Raw genomic sequence first — 19329 nt, forward strand, 5'->3', positions numbered from 1 at the left:
ATGGTATGAAGTGTCCCATACAACACCGACGAGTGATAGAACTCTCACGATAGGAAAGTCCGGCCAACGCTGGCCGGACGCACGGAACCACGTCAAGAATAGCGCTGAGGTAGCAATGTCAATGTCGTCATTGGGCAACAAATCAAGGTGGCCCGTGTGGCTCTGCTGGCTGGCCATGGTGCTGGACGGCTTTGACCTGGTGGTCCTCGGCACGGTCATCCCGACACTCATCAAGTCGCATGAACTTGGCTTCGACGCAATCGGGGCGACGTTCGCTGCGACCATCTCCCTGGTGGGTGTGGGGCTCGGCGCGCTCTTCATTTCCCCGCTATCGGACCGCTTCGGCCGGCGGAACCTGCTGGTGGCCTGCGTGACGTGGTTCTCCATCTTTACGATCGCCGTCGTCTTCGCACCGAACGTGGCATGGTTCAGCACGTTCCGGCTGCTTGCCGGCCTCGGCCTTGGCGCCTGCCTGCCAGCAGCGCTTGCCTACATGAACGACTACGCGCCCGCCGGAACGGCTGGAAAGTCCACCACCCGGACCATGACCGGATACCACGCCGGCGCCATTGCCACCGCGTTCCTGGCCATCATGGTGATTCCAAGCTGGCGGACAATGTTCGTTGTGGGCGGCCTGGCCGGCCTTGCCTTGGTCCCTTTCCTGTGGTTCAAGCTTCCGGAAACCCTCCCGCCGGTGCACCACGTCCCCGTAGCCGCCACGTCACCGGCCACCACTACCCCGGTCAACGCCCCGGTCCGCGCGAAGGCTGCGCCGCAAACAGCGCCGGAGGACGAGCGTGCCCGTTTCCGGGACCTGGCCCGCAAACCCTACCCGCTAATCGCCGCCGGCGTGGCCGTGGCCTCGTTCATGGGCCTGCTGCTGGTCTACGGTCTGAACACCTGGCTCCCGCAGCTCATGGCCTCCGCCGGCTATAGCCTGAACGCCGGCCTCGCGTTGCTCCTGGTCCTCAATGTCGGAGCCGTGGTGGGCCTCCTGATTGCCGGAGTCCTGGCCGACCGGCACGGCACCAAGAGGATCGTTCTGCTCTGGTTTGGCCTTTCCGCCGTGTTCCTCGCCGGTCTCAGCATCCAGATCCAGAACGAAGTGGTGCTCTACGCCGCTGTCTTTGTCACCGGCGTGTTCGTCTTCAGCTCCCAGGTCCTGGTCTACGCCTGGGTCAGCCAACTCTTCCCTGCTCGACTGCGTGGCACCGCCTTGGGCTTCGCCGCGGGCGTGGGGCGGTTGGGTGCCATTTTGGGTCCGGCCGTCACCGGCGCGCTGGTCGCCGCCGGCATCGCCTACCCGTGGGGCTTCTACGTTTTCGCCGCCGCCGCGGTCCTGGCGGTTCTCGCCCTGGCTTTCGTGCCGCAGACCATCGCCGCAACGTCCCGCACTGGTGCCGGCGTCGGGCAATCCTAGGTGAGGCGCCCTGGCGCAGCCATCCCGCGACGGCCCCTCAGGCGGCGCCACGCCCCAGGCGCCAGCACGACGGCGATGCCGACGGCGGCACCGATCACGGTCTCCACGATTCTGTCGCGGAGCAGGATGCCGGGCGGTACAGGTGCCACGAGAAGCGTCGAAATCAGGGCCAGCGGCGTGACAAAGACCTGCGCCAGCATGTACTGACGCGCGATGAACATCTCAGCGCCGAACTGGCACGCGGCAATGACCAGCACCGTCTGCCACGGCGTCGGCTGCAGCAGCAGGATCCCGGCGAGCAGTACCAGTCCCACGACCGTGCCGGCGATACGCTGGAGGCCGCGGCTCACCCGGTGCCTGGTGGTGTGCCCCACGAGTGGCACGACGGCGGCCACCATCGCCCAGTAATTGTGGCCGATCCCGAGCCATTCGCCGGCGAGGGTCCCCAGCGTTCCGGCCAGGCCCGCCGCCACGAGATAGCCCGCACTTTCCTGCCACGCGGCGCGCTTCTCAGCCGGCGTCAGGCTCACGGGCTTGGCCTTGACCCATGGGGTCCGGCGGCTCCGGGCCACGCGTGAGGACTGGCCGATCAGCAGCGAGAACGCGACCGTGAGCACGGCCACCAGCATGCACTGCCACAGCGGGGGCTGGTTGGGGATCGACGCGATGGCCGCGAACGCGAAGATGTGGAACAGTGAACCCGAGGGACGCAGGCGCCACATGGCGACAACCAGGGAGCAACCGCCCGCCACGACGGTGGTGGCCGCAACCAGGAGCCAGGTGGCGCCTCCTCCCGAAAGCCCGAGGAGCCCGTCCACACGGGCGGTGAGGGCGGCCAGCAGCATCACCAGGAGCATGAGTCCTCCGGCCCGCACTTGGAGCGTCAGCCGCCGGGCGTGCGGTTCATTCCTGCCGTAGATCCCGGTGAAGGCACCGAAGGAGGCGAAGATCGCCAGATCCAGCCGGCCCAGCAGCACCAGGGTTATCAGCGGGACAAAGACGCCCACGGCGCAGCGGAGGGCAACCTGGTGGTCCTTGTTGGCAGGAGCGATGGTGAACATCTCGGCGAACAGCTTCACGGTGCCGGCCTCCATAGCTTGGGGCGCCTTTCGTTGCGGTCTGTATATAACGACGGCGGCACTGGCATCCACCGTGGATTTTACGCCGGAACGTCGCCGCTGCCGCATAGTGACCCGTTGATCGGAATCTGACGGGCACCGGCGAAGTGGTAGCGTCTATCGGTTGAATCAAGCAACTGAATCAAGCACCTGTGAATCAGACAAGCGACTCACGGCAGAGACATCCAGCAACGCACACCGGAGGTTCCCCATGCTCAAAGGATTCAAGGATTTCATCCTGCGCGGCAACGTGATCGAGCTGTCCATCGCCGTCGTCGTCGGCACCGCCTTCACAGCCCTGGTCGGCGCCTTCACCGCCAACATCGTGAACCCGATCATCGCGGCGGCCGGCGGGGTCGAGACCCAGGGCCTGGGCTTCCACATCTGGCCCGGCAACGACAAGACTTTCGTCAACATCGGCGCTGTGGTCACCGCCTTCCTGACCTTCCTCATCACCGCCGCGGTGGTTTACTTCATCTTCGTGGCCCCCATGAACCGGATCAACAGGATGGTCAAGTACCGGTTGAGCGCAGCGGAGCCCGAGGAAGAGCCGATCCCGGCCGACACCGCGCTGCTGGCCGAAATCCGCGATCTGCTGGCCCGCCTGGCAGGCCCGGAACCCGACGGCGGCAGCGACCGTAACGTGGAGGGCAACATGGATCGCAACGGGGATGGCAACCTGGCGGGGACCGTGGACGAGGACAGTCCCCGCCACGTGGCCAGCCGCTAGACACGTCCTGCCGCAGGCCTGCCGCGGGTAGGTCGGCAGCGGCGGTCCGAAACCGTCACCCGGCGGCAATCCGGCAGAAACAGCGGGCCGGAATCATGGGAGCATGACGCGCGATGCCATTGGCAAAACCCCAGGTAAGACCTCAGGCAAGGCCCCCGGCACGACCCGGCACCCTGCCTCTTCCGAGTTGAGCTGCGAAGTGTGCGGCCAGATGCCGGAACCGACCAAGACCCGGCTGACCTTGGCGAATATCGCCGTGATGCTTCCGATCGAGTTGCTGGTGCATGCGGCGGTGGTGGGCACGCACCTGCCCTATGTTGCCAAGGTCCTGGTTCTGACGATGACCGCGACCATCCTGGTGATCTGGGTGGCGGAACCCTCGGCGGCCCGGATGCTCCGGGGCTGGCTGCACGCCCCGGCACTGCGCCACCGCAAACGGCTCGTCGCGGCGCCTGCCCTGTGGCGGGCGCGGACCATCTTGAAGGACAAGCCCGGGTCGCTGCAGAAGCTCACTCAGGCCATGGCCGGGCTGGACACCAACATTCTCAGTATCCACGTTCACCCCGTGGCCGGCGGCGTGCTGGACGAGTTCGTGCTCTCCGCACCGGGTGAAGTCCGCGAGCCCGATCTGCTCCGGGCGCTGCGGGCGGGCGGCGGTGCGGACCCGCATGTCTGGCCGACCACGGCCCTTGCCATGGCCGACGGCCAAACCGGGGCGCTGAGCCTGGCCGCCCGGATCGCGGCCAGCCCGGAGGAGCTCCCGCTGGCGGTCGCGGAACTATTGCGGGCCCGGATCATCACGGGACAGGCCTCCGGCAGCGCCGAGGCGACCCCCGCGAACGGTACGGTCCTGAAAATTCCGACGGCGTGGCACGGGCCCATTACGTTCTTCCGCCCCGGCGAGCCGTTCACGCCGGCCGAATCCGCCCGCGCGCACCGGCTTGCCGAACTCGCCGAGATCCTGGCGCACCGGCCGGCAGGACTATGAGCCGGCTCCGGCCGGACGTCAAGAATGCACAATAGGAGGCGGTCGCCCGGGCCTGTCATTGACTCCAGGAATCAATGACTCCGGGACCGGCCTGCCGGGCCGGGCACGGTCAACAGGGAGGCCGGATCCCGCGGCTCGATGCCTGACACCACATTGTCCCGCGGATGAGGCTCATCAAGCGCTACGTCCGGGCGCGCGACGGGTGCCTTGGCGCGCTGGCGCCGGACCCTGACCGCATCTTGGGCTGGCTTCGGCTCCGCCCGCCGTCGCGCCGTGCCCAGCTCCACCGAGCGGGCGACGGAAACCGCCCCAAAGACCAGCAGCGCGCCACCGACCGCGACGATGATCAGGGTGCGCAGCCGGCTCGAGAACATCTCCTTGGCTTGGCCGGGCCCGTCCACCGGAAGCGCAGAGAACAGGTACAGCTCATCCGCGCCATTGATCGTCTGCACGTCGCGCAGGGTGGTGGTGAGTCGTTTGCCCAAGGCTAGCGCCGTATCGACTGCCTGCGCCGGCGATGTGCCGGAGGCTGCGAGCTGGAGCAGCATGCCGGAGGATGAGCTGCTGGACTGGGCCACCGTGTACTCCACTCCGAGGCCCTGCTTCTGCAGCTCTTCGGCGACGTCCTGGGATCCAAGTTTGGTGATAATCACCTGGGCCAACAAGGTACGGTCGGGGCTCCTGAGGTAGGGGTTGTCCGAGTTCAGCGCAGCCAACTGCGGACTGGCTTGCAGTTCCTGGCTGGTGGGAGTCTTGGGTGTGATCAGGGCATAGGTCATGGTCGCCTGATACGTGCGCTGCGCGAAGAACATTACGTACGCGCAGGCTGCGCACGTCAGCAGAACCATGGGAAGCGCCACCCATTTGTGCCGCCACAGGGTCTTGAGTACCGAAATCGGGTCCATATTCTCTTCCTACCCCCGGGGAACCGGTGCCGGGAGGGCTCCGGACGGAACCTCCCGGGCCTGTTCCAGTTGATTCTTAACCATCAGCCAAGCGGTTCCTGACAGACCAATGAAAAACGGGCAAAGCAAAGCGAAAACGCCGAACGACATGGAGTCGAAAGTGCCCGACGCAACAGTGGCGATGAGTCCGGCGGCGGCGGCAGCAGCGGCAAGCAGTTTAAGCTCCCGCGCCTGCGCATTCCTCGCTGCCGTCAGCGCAGCCAACGCCGGTACCACCAGATACGCCAGAAGAGCGACGAGACCGATGACGCCCATGGTGACAGCGACCAGGAGGTATTCGTTGTCGAAGTTGTCTTTGGGCTGTACAGGTATCCAGGTGCCGGGACCGGAGCCGAACCAGGGCCGGTCAGACACCATCCGGAGGGCCAGCGGGTAGTCGCCAGTCCGGTACATCACGGAGGAATCCGAACTCCCGGCAGTCGAGGTGTTGAACATCGTGGAAATGAGTCCGGGCACCGCAATGAACAGGCCGGCGACACCCACCGGTACCACCACAGTGGCCCACTGCCTGGCAACCCTCGGCAGGAAGGGCACGGAAATCACCAGGGCGATGGCGAGACCGATCAAACCGGACCGCGAGACTGTCAAGGCATTCGCCGTAGCCAGCAATGCCACGATCGACCAATTCAGCCATCTGGGTCCCCGCCGGTCGTACAGCGCCCGCCAGACGCCCAAGGGGAGCAGCATCGCGCTGACCACCCCCAGCTCAATCGGATGCATCGTGGTCCCGGAAACGCGCATGAGCGCGGCCCGGGATTGGAAAGCCGTCCCTGAGTTGTTGTCCACGAACCCCACCATGATCACTTTGAACCACTCGACCGGATTGGTATGGGTTGCGAATTGAATAAGGGCGACGACGCAGCAGACCGCGCCGCCCGCCAGGATCCAGCGGACCAGTACCATCGCATCGTCGAGGGTCCGCACGGTTTCCGTTGTGACGAAGGCGATTCCGGCCGCAGCTAAGACCATTAGCATCCAGCGATCAGCTGCCGCTCGGCCTGTCACGGTACTGGCCCCGCTCAGGCCGGCAAACAAGTGCGCATAACTGACGCAGGATGCGATGAGGAACAGCAAGACCGCAGCCCGGCCCGGGTGGCGGAAGCCCACAGGATCATGCAGTGCCAGGGCACCGGAAACCGCCCACAGGCCAAAGAGGGTCAAGGCAAGGAGCTCCGGGAGACTTCCACTGGCACCCACCGGCTCCAGGACCAGGTATGGCGGGACGGCTACGACGGTAAACGCCGTGACTTTGAGGAGCATCGGCGGGCCGGCGTGCTCCAGTCCCCTGACTGCAGTCGGGCTTGCGTACGTGCTCAGCACCGGGGCCCTCCCGTGGCGAGCACGCGGGTGGTCTCGTCCCGCTCCCAGCGTACGGCGCGCTTCGAGCCACGGCGGCCGGCCACAGCGAACCCCAAGTAGACGGCGGCGTTCATAGCGGAGAGCGGACCGCGGATGGAGCTTAAGACCTCGGCGGCGGTGCCCCTCGCGGTGCTGCGGCCGCCGGCATGGCCGTTCTGCTGGGCGTTGCCGCGGTAGACCCGGTGCAGGACCGCCAGTTGGGCCTTGGGCGTGCGGGGCGGCCGGACCACCACGGGATCGACGTCGAGGACTGCTTTTTCAGCGGGTTCAAAGAGCCGGTCCACAAAAAGGTCGTCGGCTATCAGGTCGGGGAATGCGGCGAAGCGCTGGTGCCCCTCGCGGGACAGCCCGTAGATGCCTCCGGCCCAGAGCACTTTGTGCGTCGACGGCAGTCGCAGGCGCGTTCGGTAATAGGCGTGGACCAAAGGATGTACGTCCCGAAGATCCAGCCGCACTGCCGGGCGAGCCGCCAGGACCTCACCCTCCGCCAGTGCGTTCAGAACGTCCCGAACGGCGCCCAGACTAATTTCGACATCGGCGTCCAAGTACAACCTGGGCCAGCGGGTGGTGGCGGCGTCACCCATGTTGAGGGCAACTGATTTGGAGGGCAGTCCCGTTTCCAGCACAACCACACCGTCGAAGGACCTGGCAATCGCCGCTGTGTCATCCGTGCAGCCGTTGCACACCACAATCACGTCGACTTTCCCGGCGGCAGCCAGTGGCGCCAGCGGGGCCAAGGTTCGGGCAATCACTGCCGCCTCGTTATGTGCCGGAATGATCACCGCGCCGTCCGGAAAGCCCATCTCATCCACATCCGTGACCGGGCCGGGCAACGCCGCCCAGCGATCCTCGGACAGTACAGTCCGCAACACCCCGGCGCGGTCCGCTTTCCAGCAGCGCAGGAGTTCGGACAGGACCAGAACGGCGTAAAACACGGCCGCATAGGCTGACGAGTGGTACTTGCGGACATAGCGGACACGGTTGACGGCCATCAGGGCGTTGAGCTCGGCCGAGGCGCCGGACCCCCCGCCCTTGTGGGTCATGGTGGCCGCCGGTTCGTACCAGACCGGTTCGCCGATCATCCTCATGCGGCGGAAGAAGTCCGTCTCCTCCGAGTACAAAAAGTACGATTCGTCCCATGGCAATGCCTCTGCCAGGGCCCGATGGACCATGAGCGCGGCCCCGGTGGCCCATTGCACCGGATGGGCATGGGCGTAGCTCTCGGCGTTGAAATCCGTCGTGGCAAGCCAGCCGGGCCTGTCCGGCACGCGCCGGCCCAGAAACGCGTCGCCAATGGCCCGGGTGATGCTGGGTTCGCGATGGAGGGTGGGCCGGGTGCCGCCCTCCTCATCGACCAGCCGGGGCACGACGGCCCCGGCCCTGGAGGCTTGTAGCCGGTCCATCATCACCGCCAGGCTGCCGCGCTGGACCCGGAGGTCCGGATTGAGCACCACCACGATGGGGGCGTCACCCACCCGCTGCAGCGCGGCATTGATGCCGGCGGAATACCCCAGGTTGCCGCCGGTGCCGAAGGCGATCACGTCCGGGTGCCGCTGCCGGACTAGTCCGAGCGTGCCGTCGCGAGAGGAATTATCAGCCACCAGCACACGCAGGGTCACGTCGGACGTTTCGGCCCGCAGGCTGTCCAGAAGGGCATCGATGTCGCCGGCACTGTTATAAGTGACGACGACGACGGCAGCGTCCGCTGCGCCTTCGGGTCCGGTGAACCGGCCCGGTGTTAGCGGTGCGGGCTTGCCCGAGGGCGGGGCGTCGGGCACCTCCGGGGGTACGGCGGACGAATCAGTCCGCAGCTTCAGGTAGGAGGGCGGCCCGCCGAGCAGATACCGGCTGGCAAGTCGCCGCGGCTCCAGCGCGAGCCGGTAACCCCACTCCAGTCCGTGCTCGCTGGCCCACCTGGGGGCGCGGCGCACCCGACCCGCCAGGAAGTCAACGGCAGCACCGAAGGCCAGAAGCACTTCAGCGCCGGTGAGTGCTCCGTAGCGATCTATCCACAGCTCCTGCCGGGGTTTACCGAGTCCCACGTAGAGCATCTGTACCCCGGACTCGGCAATCTGCCGCGCGATGGCTTCCGAGTCCGGTCCGGAGGCCAAGGCGTTCCGGTCCGGTGACCACATGCCTGCGACCTGGAGCCCGGGTTGATCCCGGGCGATCTTTTCTGCCAGCAGCCGTTGGTTGCCCTCCGAACCGCCCAGGAACCCGACCCGCAGGCCCAGCTCCTCCGCCCGCAGCAGGAGGGGCGACGCCAGATCACTGCCTGCCAGCCGCGGCCAGCGGCGGCCCGTGAGTCGTCGGGACTGGGCCACCAGGGGTGCCCCGTCCAGCAGGTATAGCCAGTCCACAGCGCTGGCCGGATCGGCGTGGAGGGTGCCCGCCCAGCGGCCGCCCGTTCCGAAGTGGTTCACGTGGTCCAGGTTGACGGACGCGACGGCTAGCGGTCGATCCCCGCCGTGCACGGCGCGTGCAAGAATCGCCGACAAGGCAGTCTCCGAATCCATCAGGTCCACCGGCGTACCGCCCAGAATTACCTTGCTCGTGTCTAAGCGCTCCACGGCTCCCCCTCGAGCGTTTCCTGGGGCAAAAGCTGCCCCCTTGCTTCGATATAGCGGCGCCCGGTGACCGGGCAAAGCCAACTTCCGCCGCCGTCCTGCTTCAGCGGTACTCCGGCCTCCCCTACCCAGCCCAGCTGCCGAGCCGGCACGCCAGCCACCACGGCGTAGGCCGGCACGTCCTTGGTAACGACGGCGCCCGCGGCCACAGTGGCCCACTCGCCAATGCAGACGGGAGCCACACACACGGCACGCGCCCCGATCGAAGCACCCGTGCCCACCGTCACCCCGACGGCCTCCCAGTCGTCGGCACCTTTCAGCAGCCCATCGGGGGTGATGGCCCTGGGATGCAGATCGTTGGTGAGCACGGCCGCCGGACCGACAAAGACGCCGTCGGCCAAACAGGCGGGCTCGTAGACGAGGGCATAATTTTGGAGCTTGCAGTTGTCGCCCACTCGGACTCCCGGACCGACGTAGGCCCCGCGGCCGACGTTGCAGTTCTTGCCCAGTGCCGCTTCCTCACGGATCTGCGCAAGATGCCAGATGCGGGTGCCCTCTCCGATGTTGGCGGTTTCTGCCACATCGGCCGAATCTGCGATACCCGGCATGCCCGTCCCTGCGTTCGTGTTTCCCGACCCGCGGACCAGCTCGGCCGGCACCCGTCGGCGGATGCGGACTAGCCGAACGGCGGTCGCCCCCAGAACTGCCCCCAGCGTGTTGGCCATGACATCCCGCAGGCTGGCCTGCCGCTGGCTCAGGGCGACGAACTGCACGACTTCTATCGCCGCCGACGTCGAAAGGCCAATCACTGCCGCCAGCCACCAGCGACGGACCGGCAGTAGGAGGGCAGTGAAGACACCGAAGGGGACAAAAAGGCACACGTTTGCGGAGGTCTCCACGAACTTGTAGTCGATTCCAGCCGTCAGGGCGTGCTGTTGAAAGACCGAGAGAAGATCGTCAAGAAAACCTGAGATTGGTCGGTCTATCGGAGTGGGCCAGAACCCGATGCAGGCCAGCGCCGCCAGGTAGATCACCAACAGCACCACGATCCCGTGCCGCCCGTTCGGGCCGAGGTTCTGCGCGGTGCTCATCGCTGGGTCTCCAGCCGCAGAGCGTCCGAGAGCACGGGTCGATCCATATCGACCGTGATCTCACAAGATTTCTCGTACAGGCGTACCGTGGCGATGGTCTTCATGGTGCTGGATCCTTTGCGCTCGTGTTTGTCGCCAGGGTTCTCCGGCGACCGCCCGCCATGCTGCGAAAGGGCGACCGCAGGGCACCGCCCAACTGGCTGAAACTGCGGATCGTGAGGAATGGACGCTCGCACAGGGCGAAGAAGCCATAGGCGGCCAGAACGGCGGCCGGAAGGCCGAGGCCCAGGAGCGTCCAAAAGGCGGCACCGCCGGTGAGGCCAGCCGCGTGCACCACATGGACCCGGAGCATCTCAAGGGCCAGGGCATGCACCAAGTACAGACTGAAGGCAAACTTCCCAAGGAACGCCAGCGGCCGGGCCGCCAGGCCACGGGCGATCCACCGCAGGCGTCCCTGGGCCAAGGCATTGAACAGGGCCGCTGCAGCGGCGCCGACGGCGAGGTCCACCCAAAAATACTCCGAGACCACCCACTCCGGTCCTGCCAGTACTGCAGCCGTCACAAAACCAATTCCCAACACCGCAGCGGCCACCATGCTGTGGGCCGCCAGGACTCCGCGCCTGGACAACCCCGCCGCCGCGGCTCCCGCCGCAAACAGCACGAAGAATGCGGGGCTGAACCGGTCGAAGGCACCTACGGCCGGAATGAACTGGCCGGCCACGTGCTGGACCGCCACCAGCACCGCGACCGCGGGTAGTGTCACCGCTGTACCGAAGCGGCGGAAACACAGCAGCAGCAGCGGAAACAGGAAATAGATATGCCATTCGACGGCGATCGACCAGAAGACGCCGTTAGGAGGCGTGTTTCCGATCGTGTCCTGAAGAAGCAGGAAGTGGACCAGGATGTCGCGTCCGGTCACCGGGTCACCAGACGGGGATCCGATCAGGCCGGCCATGATCAGGAACGCGGAAACCGCCAATGCCGCCCAATACGGCGGGACGATCCGCCAGAAGCGGCGCCGGAGAAAAGTCCATCCTCCCTCTTTGAGCCGCATGCCATGCCGGGCCGGCGAGAGGGTGAGGGAGTAGCCGGACACCACGATGAACACTGCGACGGCAAGATGGCCGTAGACCATCCAGTCGGTCGGCCACGGACCGTTGTTACCCGGATAGCCGCCGTACGTCATCAGCCAGACATGGTGAAGCACAACGAAGAGGGCAGCCAATGCCCTCACACCGTCAAGCCATTCCACCCGGTTGGACGCCTCTGCAGGGACCGGTTCTAACGTCCGGCCGGGCGCCGTCAGATCTTGCATTCGGCCACCTCCGTCATGATCTGAGACAGTTCTGCCTGCGCAGCGGCCCAACTGTGCCCGGGGTGGGTGGCGGCACGCTCGGAGCGGATGTTCCGGCCGGAATCGGTGACCACTTCGCTGAGCGCCGCTGCCAACGACGAGGGCGTAGGGGCGGCCCACACAGCCTCTGGATTCGTGAGCACCTGACGGGAGAATTCGTGATCGTTGAGAACTGCTATATTTCCGGCAGCCAGCATTTCGGAGGCCACCAGCGTGATATTGGTAAATGACAGTGCCAGGCCTGCGGTAGTCCGGTTGTACAGACCATTCAATTCAGCGCGGCTGAGCATGCCATGTTGAGTAAGCGGAATGCCCCAACCTCGAACCATCGATCCGTAGATATGGATCTCCTGATCTGGATGAAGCCGATGAAACTGCCTTAGTGCGAGTCGTCCCAGTTCATAGCCGCGGCGGTCAACGCCGGGCCGAGCAAAAAATACGACGCCGGAACGGTTGTCTGACTGGTGACGGCGATACGCCGCGACATCGCTGCCGAACGGGATGATCGTCGCCTTGACCCCGACTTCTCGCAAGAGCGTGCTGGCAACCATCGGGCCCAGGGCCAAGAGAGTGAAGCCGAAGCGGTAGCTGTCCTCTGCCAAGCTATAGAGGCTGCCGCGGGGGTAGAAGAATGGTTCGAAGTCCTGGACGAAGTAGAACCGGTGCATGCTGGAGCCCCCGCGGCGAGCGAGTACATGGGCTGTGTCCCAGGAACTTGCAACACAGGCGTCGAAGCCGGCCAAACTCGCTGGCACTGGCTCGATGCTTGCGGCAAGCTCCGGCCAACCGCTTCTAATCACGGCCCGGTGTCGGTCCAAATCCCCGCGGTGACGGTCGTAGAGCATGATGGTGCAGCGGTGACCGCGCTCCTCCATCCCACGCACCATCCGGAAGAACGTGGTGTGGCCGCCAGACCCGGGACCTGGCGGCGTGCAGAGCCACGCGATCCTGAGCTCTGGACCGGAACTGCCAGCAGATGGAGGGGTCAACTGCAGCGTCGTCGAATCCGCGATGTCCTGAGGAAGGAGCGGGAAGTCCAGGTCTGCGGTATCAAATCTGACTGCGAGACTTCCGGCAACGCGGCGGGCCATGCGCTGGCTGGCTTCCCTCGGTCCCAGGGTACCGACGCGCCGGAGCAGGTTTGCGGCGGCGGAAACTCGCGTCTCCATCTCAGAACACCCCGTTCCGGTGCCAGTTCCACAGTCTCAGTTCGGACCTGGCACGCCCCACAATGCGCGTCGCCAACGCGCCGGCACGCGTCCAGGGCGCTGCTGTCTCAGCTGCTGCCCGTCTGTGGAGACGGCCCCAGACCCTTCTCTGAGCAACGGATGGATCCAGGTCCCGCGCGAGATCCAGGCAGCCCTCGTATAACTTCGATGCTCCGGCGCCTCTGTCCAGTTCATGGGCAGCAGTCGCCAAAGCCTCATGAACTAGCGCCTGGGTGGCGTCCCGTCGAAAGCCAACAGCGTCTGCCGTCTTTCCGGCGGGCCCGTCAAAAAGTACGTCGAAAGCCTCTCGGCGCTCCTGGAGATCAAGCAGCCGATCGACCTCTTTGGCCGACATGCTGTCTGCATGGTCGCGGTGCCAGGCTTGATCGGCCCCATGGATGTAAGCGACATCGGCGAATGCTGCAATGCGGAACCAGTGCTCCATGTCGGGCGTGTGGCGGAGAGGAGCCTGATACCCGACTTCTTCAACGACCGAGCGCCGCATGACGACCTCCGGGGACGTGATCACATTCACGGCGGAGCGGCACCTGTCCCTCAGCCACTCCCGGCCGGGCCATACGGTCCAGGCGGTGGCTGTCTCCCGTGACGGCGGTACGTCGCTCGTGTCAAAGTGAATTGGGTGTCCATAGATAAGACCAACTGAGGGAAACTGACGCGCCACCATGGTGGCCCTAGCGAGCGATCCGGGCGTAAGCATGTCATCGGCGTCGAGCCGCACCAAGAACTCGCCCCTGGCTGCCTTCGCCCCGTCGTTGAACGTCTCGACCATGCCCCGATTAGTGTCATGAGCCAGCACCGACACGTTTGGGTGCGTGGCCGACAACTGCTGAGCTATCGTCAAGCTGTCATCGGTGGACGCATCGTCGACGATGATTACGTCGACTTTTGCCCCTGTTTGGCTCACGGCGCTCCGCACCGCCTGCGGGAGATACCGGGCATAGTTGTAGCAGGGGATAACCACCGTTACCGTTGCAACGTCCCCCGGGACTCCACCCGGCCGGGTCCGGATCCGCTTCGCCAGCCCGTCCACTGCTACCGTGGCGCTCATCGCCCCAGCGCCGCTCGTAGCTTGCCCACGACCAATTCCTGATCCAACACGGAAATGCCCGGGTAGATCGGTAGGGACAGGATTTCAGCTGCAAAGCGTTCGGCTGCAGGGAAGGCACCCGGCCTGTGTCCAAGTTCGGCATAGGCCGGCAGTAAGTGGATCGGAACCGGATAATGTATCGCCGCACCGATTCCAGCCGAGTTCAGCTCCCGGACCACCCTGTCGCGCTCCGCAATGCGAATCACATACACGTGGTGGACATGCTCGTTGCCGGAAGCGGTCTGTGGAAGGATCACTCCATCAACCTCAGACAGCAGCTCCCGATACACGGCGGCAGCCGCACGTCGCTGTCTGTTCCATTCGTCGAGGAGACACAACTTGGCTGAGAGGACCACTGCCTGCAGGCTGTCCATCCGGGAGTTGAACCCCACCTCAGGGTGGTCATAGCGGACTGTTCCACCATGATTACGCAGCCGACGTGCCCGTTCGGCAAACTCCGACGAGCTGGTCATGACCGCGCCCGCGTCTCCGTAGGCCCCCAAATTTTTGCCCGGGTAGAAGCTCGTGGCGGCTATGTCACCCAGGGTGCCGGCCCGCTGCCCCCAGCGCTCCGCGCCTTGAGCTTGAGCCATGTCTTCCACCACGACCATGCCGGGACCCGCCGCAGCCCGGATTAGTTCGATGGGAGCCGCCTGGCCATACAGGTGGACGCCAATTACCGCTTTAGTCCGTGGCGTGACTCTATTTGCCACCTGCTGTGGATCAAGCAGGAAGTCTTCGTTGCAGTCAGCCAGGACAATGTCGGCGCCGGCACGGTGCACCGCACCGGCCGTTGCCACGAAGGTGTTGGCCGGGAGGATCACCTCATCCCCGCGTCCAATGCCGGCAGCCCGCAGGGCGAGCTCTATGGCATCTGTCCCGTTGCCCACGCCGACGGCGAAAGCGGCGCCACAGTAGCGGGCCCAGGCTTCTTCGAATTCCCCGACCTGGGGTCCGAGAATGAAGCTGCTTTCCGCGATGACGCGGTTGAAACCCTCACGGATCGCATCGGCGATCTGGTCCTGCTGCTTGGTCAGATCGACCAACGGTACGCTCTGAATCATGACGTTCCCCCTGGAATCGTTGTTCGGGTGGTAACCGCGTCGAGCTCTCGGGCGGCTTCGTGTGCAGGCATCCATTGCCTGAGACCGTGTATCTGACGCACGAACCATCGCGCCAGCAGCAGTGCGTAGATAATGCTGCCGATCACGCCGCCGGCAAGCAGTCCCGCCAGCGGCCCCGGCGCCACGGCCACGACGGCCGCGGCTGCCGCGCCAGCTGCCGAAGCGGCAAGAATCGGCGGCCAAAGCCGTGCAAGAACGGCTCGGATGTCCGCGCCGCAACGGTGCAGCGCCACAGCGTAAGCCGGGCAGACCAAGAATGCGGCCACAATGAGGTGGGCGGCGGCCGCTCCCGCGATGTCGCCCGTGGCGACGCCCAGAAGTACTGCCGGGACCAAGCCGACAATCCAGACGAGCTGAACCAACAGGGTGGGAGTGGATGCTCCCCGGGCCAGGAGATACGATGCGGCAAGATCGAAGAGCGTTCGCAGCGATCCAAAGATCCCCAGCCACGCCAGCACGGCCGCCGACGGCAGCCACCTGGCACCGTAGACGAGCTCGATGACGGGACGGGACAAGACGGCAAGGAGAAGTCCGGCCAGTAAGCACACCGCCCACACCGGTCCCAGGACCGCCGCCAGGCTTCTGTCCGACCGGCCCGCCGCGAGCCGTGCGAACGTCGGAATGGAGATGGAGCGTACTACTTGCCCCAACGCGCTCATGGGCCAGTTGGAGACGTTGAAGGCCAGGAAGTAGAACCCCAGCGCGACTGGACCTGCCAGCCGTGAAATGACCACGTTGTCCACGTTCAGCAATGCCCAGGAAAGCATGTTGGCGCCCGCGACGGGCAATCCGTAGGACAACACTGCGGGTGCCACCGACTTATCGAATCCGAAGCGGACTCTCTCGCCGGAGAGCGCGAATTGCAGGACCAAGGTTGCACTTTGCGAGACCAGCCGCGCAACAGCGAGCCCCATGACCCCCCAGCCGGCCAGAACCAGAAGGACTGTCAGGAGGGTGCTGATGCCAAAGTCAGCGGCGGCGATGCCGAACAGCTTCTTCTGGGCGAACTGTCGCTGCAGCGAGGCGTACGGCACCACTCCCGCGCCAGCCAGCAGGAGCGAGAAAGCCATGACCGATATGACCGGACCGGCGGCTGGACTGCCTAGCAACTCGGCGATGCCCTGGCTAGAGAGCGCCATCGTGATCGCGAGCAGTGCTCCCGAGGCCAAGCCAAGTGAGGCGACAGTAGGTGCCTTCCGGCCCGGGTCATCGGAACGGATGAGGTCCGTGCTCATTCCCAGGTCCGCCAGGGTCATGACAACGGCCTGCACAGTCAGTGCGACTGCAAACACTCCGAATTCTTCCGGGGCGAGGAGCCTTGCCAGGACTATTCCGACTGCAAAGCTCCCCAGGCGGAGAACCAGGCTGCTGACACTACTCCAAGCCAAACCGTGGCCGATCAGGCGCCTCAATCCATCGTTGCTGGTCATACCCCGAATCGCCTCCAACGGCGCCAGCGCAACGACCAGCGCCACCGGTACGCCTCTTTGGACAGCCGTCGCTGGAGTTCGGACAGCCGTCGGCGTCGGCGAAGTTGGTACGAAAGCCACAAGGCCGATCGGGTGCTGCCCTGGTCGGTATCAGCCGCAAATTCAGCCAGCTCTGAGGCAGCCTGAGCATCACCGCTTACGTCGAGCAGTTGGTTGGCCTCGCGGAGGGCTTCCGAGGCGAGGGCGCGACGCGCCTTGTCGGCGAGAACCCGCGGCCGGCCGATCCCGCCCGGGCCTTCCCCCAATCCATCAAATACTTCGCGGCGAGCCCTCAAATCCGTGAGGAGACCGCGGTAATCAGTCAGATGCATGTTCGATCCGTGAACTCGATAGAAAGCTTGGACGGGGCCGTTGACGCGGCCGACGTGGCCCATCGACGCCGCGCGGAGCCAGAGATCCATGTCTGCCGCGTGCGGCATATCGGCCCGGTATCCGACGAGCTGGTCCATGGCTGAGCGTCGCAGGATCGCTTCAGGGTTGACGACAACGTTCGATCCGGAGCGACAGACGGCCCGCATCCAGTCCTCCCCAGACCAAACCGACCAAGACGCACGTTTGCCAGGAGCGGGCGGGACGCTGTCCTTGAACTCCATCGCATACCCGTAGGCCAGCACCACTTCCGGGCGGGCCTCCATCAGCGCTGTCGAACGGGCCAAGGAACCCGGGGCGAGCATGTCGTCGGCGGATAATAAGACCACGTATTCTCCAGACACGCGGGATAGTCCGTCGTTGTAGGTGGCGATGTGCCCCATGTTCCGGGTGTGGCGAACGAGCCTGATCCGCTCATCGGCCGCCGCGAAGCGGGCGGCAATCTGTGGGCTGTCGTCCGCGGACGCGTCGTCCACGATGATGAGCTCCAGATCCACTTCCGTTTGATCGAGGACGGAGGACACCGCATCTGGCAGGTATCTGGCGTAGTTGTAGCAGGGTATGACCACCGATACGAGCGGGCGTCGCACCAGACCCACCGGCTTGATCCTCTTCATGGCACCAACCGCTCTGTGTTGCGAACGGCTAAGGCTCCGTGGGCCAAGGACCCATTTCCCACGCGGTGCCTCACCGGCCGTGCCGGCACACCCACCCAGGTCTCGTCCTCGGGCACGTCGGCCAGGACGGCCGCGCCCATGCCGATGGTGGCGCCCGCACCCACCGAGGAGCCTTCCCGCACGCTGGCGTTCATGCCCAGGTAGGCGCCACGCCCGACCCTGACACCGCCGCCGAGCGAAACCCCGGCGGCGAATGTGGCGAAGTCCTCCACGACGTCGTCGTGAGTGAACGTCACGCCGGGCATCGCGACCACGTGCTCACCAAGTGTGACCCCGGCGGTCAGGGTGACGTGGCCCAGCAAGACGCTGCCGCGGCCGATCGTGCATCCAGCCGGGATCCGGACAGAAGGATCGAGGACCGTGGCGTATCTGCGGTCCGGGACGCCGAGGGCGGCCAGCCGCTCCACAATCCGGGCGCGTCCTCTGCCGGCGCCGACGCAGACCACGATGCCGGCTTCCGGATAGCGGAGGGCGTCACTGGCCGGGCCAAGGATGCAGGCACCGTCCACGACGGTTCCGGCCCTGCCGGCGTCGTCGTCTAGGATCCCGATGACATTGAATCGTCCGCCCTCGCGGACGGCGGCGAGCACTTCACGCGCCAGGCCGCTCGCGGCGATGAGGAGCAGCTCATCCATGGTTCCGCCCGCCGGCTATCCGAAGGGAGTGGATTACCCGGAACTGCTCGTCCGGCGTCAACTGGTGATAGACGGGAAGAATGACGGTGTTGTCCGTGAGCCGTTCCGTCACGGACAAATCGGCCGTGCCGGTGTCCCGTCCGGCGTAGGCCGGCTGCCGGTGCGCCGCCATGATGCCGCGCCGCGCCGAGATGCCGTCGCGGGCGAGATGAGCGAGCAACTCCTCCCTTCCCAGCCCGAAGTCCGGCAGGACCTCGAACCAGAACGACTGGAAATTGCTGGTGCCATAGGCGGGATCCTGGCTGAACCGCAGGCCGTCGAGATCGGCCAGGGCGGCCCGGTAGCCGGCGACAATTCCGCGGCGCCGGGCGACGGCTTCCTGAAGCCGGCCCAGCTGCACGAGCCCGACGGCCGCCTGCAGATCCGTCATTCGGTAGTTGAAGCCGATCTCCAGATACTCTTCGGCCGGGGCGAGCAGCGCTGCATGCCGGTCGTTTGCCGACACGCTCATGGAATGTTCCCGCAGCTGGCGCGCGCGGGCGGCCCACTCCGGGTTCTTGGTGGTCAACATGCCGCCCTCGCCTGTTGTGAGGATTTTGCGGGGATGGAAGGACCAGGCGGCGAGCTCGGCCCCCGCCCCGACCGGACGCCCCCGATAGGTGGACCCTGCCCCGCAGGCGGAATCCTCGATCACCGTGATACCCAGTGGGTCGCAGAGCTCGCGGATCGGGTCAAGGTCCACAGGCATGCCGCCCTGGTCCACGACGATCACGGCCCGGGTGGCCGGAGTCAGGGCCGCCGCGAGGCTGCGTGCGGACACGTTCCCGGTGTCCGCTTCGACGTCGGCAAACACCGGCCGGGCCCCGACGTACGTGGCGGCATTGGCGGTGGCAATGAAGGAAAGAGAGGGAACCACGACGTCGTCGTCGGGCCCGATGCCGGCAACTTTCAACGCCAGATGCAGTGCGGTGGTGCAGTTGGAGACGGCGACGGCGTGCGGCGCCTGTTGCGCTGCGGCAAAAGCGTCCTCGAACCTGGTCACCCGGGGGCCCTGCGCCACCCAGCCGGAGGCGATCACCTCGGCAACGGCCTCGGCTTCCTCGGTTCCTAGCCACGGCTTCATGAC

The 19329-nt window shown here is 65.7% G+C and carries 16 protein-coding genes and 1 pseudogene; 3 read left to right on the forward strand and 14 right to left on the reverse strand.

Annotated features, from left to right (window positions below; translation table 11 throughout):
* Positions 1–115: 115 nt before the first annotated feature.
* Positions 116–1420: an MFS transporter gene (locus C9424_RS10155; protein WP_116766730.1), complete on the forward strand. Its 1305-nt coding sequence runs from the start codon at positions 116–118 to the stop codon at positions 1418–1420.
* Here the strand turns inward: C9424_RS10155 and C9424_RS10160 are convergent.
* Positions 1417–2499, reverse strand: a complete 1083-nt coding sequence (locus C9424_RS10160) for an FUSC family protein (RefSeq protein ID WP_116766791.1) — start codon at positions 2497–2499, stop codon at positions 1417–1419. The genes C9424_RS10155 and C9424_RS10160 overlap by 4 nt on opposite strands.
* Positions 2500–2749: 250 nt before the next feature.
* On the opposite strand from C9424_RS10160, the gene mscL reads away from it, so the two are divergent.
* The gene (gene mscL / locus C9424_RS10165; RefSeq protein ID WP_237563395.1) at positions 2750–3268 is read left to right on the forward strand and encodes a large conductance mechanosensitive channel protein MscL; all 519 of its coding nucleotides are present in this window, start codon (positions 2750–2752) and stop codon (positions 3266–3268) included.
* Positions 3269–3479: 211 nt separating this feature from the next.
* Positions 3480–4256, forward strand: a complete 777-nt coding sequence (locus C9424_RS10170) for an amino acid-binding protein (RefSeq protein WP_116766792.1) — start codon at positions 3480–3482, stop codon at positions 4254–4256.
* 71 nt (positions 4257–4327) lie between these two features.
* On the opposite strand, the gene C9424_RS10175 is transcribed toward C9424_RS10170, so the two are convergent.
* The 13 genes and pseudogenes from C9424_RS10175 to C9424_RS10230 form a co-directional block, all read right to left on the reverse strand.
* The gene (locus C9424_RS10175) at positions 4328–5161 is read right to left on the reverse strand and encodes a Wzz/FepE/Etk N-terminal domain-containing protein (protein WP_116766731.1); all 834 of its coding nucleotides are present in this window, start codon (positions 5159–5161) and stop codon (positions 4328–4330) included.
* A gap of 9 nt (positions 5162–5170) precedes the next feature.
* Positions 5171–6295 carry an O-antigen ligase family protein gene (locus C9424_RS10180; RefSeq protein ID WP_161958216.1) on the reverse strand — a complete coding sequence of 375 codons (1125 nt, stop codon included), beginning with the start codon at positions 6293–6295 and terminating at the stop codon, positions 5171–5173.
* A gap of 239 nt (positions 6296–6534) precedes the next feature.
* A complete protein-coding gene (locus C9424_RS10185; RefSeq protein WP_116766733.1) occupies positions 6535–9150 on the reverse strand; it encodes a WecB/TagA/CpsF family glycosyltransferase in 2616 nt (871 codons plus the stop codon).
* Complete coding sequence (locus C9424_RS21895) at positions 9138–9755, reverse strand: acyltransferase (protein WP_237563398.1); 618 nt, start codon at positions 9753–9755, stop codon at positions 9138–9140. The genes C9424_RS10185 and C9424_RS21895 overlap by 13 nt, the downstream gene beginning before the upstream one ends.
* A 78-nt stretch (positions 9756–9833) precedes the next feature.
* A pseudogene (locus tag C9424_RS21900) lies at positions 9834–10238 on the reverse strand (VanZ family protein); the annotation flags it as partial.
* A 100-nt stretch (positions 10239–10338) separates the two neighbouring features.
* Positions 10339–11553, reverse strand: a complete 1215-nt coding sequence (locus tag C9424_RS10195; protein ID WP_116766735.1) for an acyltransferase family protein — start codon at positions 11551–11553, stop codon at positions 10339–10341.
* Positions 11541–12260: a rhamnosyltransferase WsaF family glycosyltransferase gene (locus C9424_RS21425; protein WP_161958217.1), complete on the reverse strand. Its 720-nt coding sequence runs from the start codon at positions 12258–12260 to the stop codon at positions 11541–11543. The genes C9424_RS10195 and C9424_RS21425 overlap by 13 nt, the downstream gene beginning before the upstream one ends.
* Before the next feature lie 502 nt (positions 12261–12762).
* Entirely contained in the window at positions 12763–13869 is a 1107-nt protein-coding gene (locus C9424_RS10205) for a glycosyltransferase family 2 protein (RefSeq protein ID WP_116766737.1), read from the reverse strand.
* Positions 13866–14972: a DegT/DnrJ/EryC1/StrS family aminotransferase gene (locus tag C9424_RS10210; RefSeq protein ID WP_116766738.1), complete on the reverse strand. Its 1107-nt coding sequence runs from the start codon at positions 14970–14972 to the stop codon at positions 13866–13868. Before C9424_RS10210 ends, C9424_RS10205 begins: the two co-directional genes overlap by 4 nt.
* A complete protein-coding gene (locus tag C9424_RS10215) occupies positions 14969–16462 on the reverse strand; it encodes an oligosaccharide flippase family protein (RefSeq protein WP_116766793.1) in 1494 nt (497 codons plus the stop codon). The genes C9424_RS10210 and C9424_RS10215 overlap by 4 nt, the downstream gene beginning before the upstream one ends.
* Positions 16459–17508 (reverse strand): glycosyltransferase family 2 protein, encoded by a 1050-nt coding sequence (locus C9424_RS10220; protein WP_116766739.1) that lies wholly within the window; start codon positions 17506–17508, stop codon positions 16459–16461. Before C9424_RS10220 ends, C9424_RS10215 begins: the two co-directional genes overlap by 4 nt.
* On the reverse strand, positions 17505–18203 hold the full coding sequence (locus C9424_RS10225) for a NeuD/PglB/VioB family sugar acetyltransferase (RefSeq protein WP_116766740.1): 699 nt from the start codon (positions 18201–18203) through the stop codon (positions 17505–17507). Before C9424_RS10225 ends, C9424_RS10220 begins: the two co-directional genes overlap by 4 nt.
* Positions 18196–19326, reverse strand: coding sequence for a DegT/DnrJ/EryC1/StrS family aminotransferase (locus tag C9424_RS10230; RefSeq protein WP_116766794.1), 1131 nt, complete (start codon positions 19324–19326; stop codon positions 18196–18198). Before C9424_RS10230 ends, C9424_RS10225 begins: the two co-directional genes overlap by 8 nt.
* Positions 19327–19329 lie beyond the last annotated feature (3 nt).

Source organism: Arthrobacter sp. H-02-3 (assembly GCF_003097355.1).
Classification (GTDB): domain Bacteria; phylum Actinomycetota; class Actinomycetes; order Actinomycetales; family Micrococcaceae; genus Arthrobacter; species Arthrobacter humicola.

Coding starts and splice junctions, on each gene's coding strand:
- C9424_RS21425 (WP_161958217.1), bottom strand. CDS start 12,260: ATGCACCGGTTCTACTTCGTCCAGGACTTCGAACCATTCTTCTACCCC.
- C9424_RS10195 (WP_116766735.1), bottom strand. CDS start 11,553: ATGCAAGATCTGACGGCGCCCGGCCGGACGTTAGAACCGGTCCCTGCA.
- C9424_RS10225 (WP_116766740.1), bottom strand. CDS start 18,203: ATGGATGAGCTGCTCCTCATCGCCGCGAGCGGCCTGGCGCGTGAAGTG.
- C9424_RS10230 (WP_116766794.1), bottom strand. CDS start 19,326: ATGAAGCCGTGGCTAGGAACCGAGGAAGCCGAGGCCGTTGCCGAGGTG.
- C9424_RS10205 (WP_116766737.1), bottom strand. CDS start 13,869: ATGAGCGCCACGGTAGCAGTGGACGGGCTGGCGAAGCGGATCCGGACC.
- mscL (WP_237563395.1), top strand. CDS start 2,750: ATGCTCAAAGGATTCAAGGATTTCATCCTGCGCGGCAACGTGATCGAG.
- C9424_RS10210 (WP_116766738.1), bottom strand. CDS start 14,972: ATGATTCAGAGCGTACCGTTGGTCGATCTGACCAAGCAGCAGGACCAG.
- C9424_RS21895 (WP_237563398.1), bottom strand. CDS start 9,755: ATGCCGGGTATCGCAGATTCGGCCGATGTGGCAGAAACCGCCAACATC.
- C9424_RS10215 (WP_116766793.1), bottom strand. CDS start 16,462: ATGACCAGCAACGATGGATTGAGGCGCCTGATCGGCCACGGTTTGGCT.
- C9424_RS10175 (WP_116766731.1), bottom strand. CDS start 5,161: ATGGACCCGATTTCGGTACTCAAGACCCTGTGGCGGCACAAATGGGTG.
- C9424_RS10155 (WP_116766730.1), top strand. CDS start 116: ATGTCAATGTCGTCATTGGGCAACAAATCAAGGTGGCCCGTGTGGCTC.
- C9424_RS10220 (WP_116766739.1), bottom strand. CDS start 17,508: ATGAAGAGGATCAAGCCGGTGGGTCTGGTGCGACGCCCGCTCGTATCG.
- C9424_RS10170 (WP_116766792.1), top strand. CDS start 3,480: ATGCCGGAACCGACCAAGACCCGGCTGACCTTGGCGAATATCGCCGTG.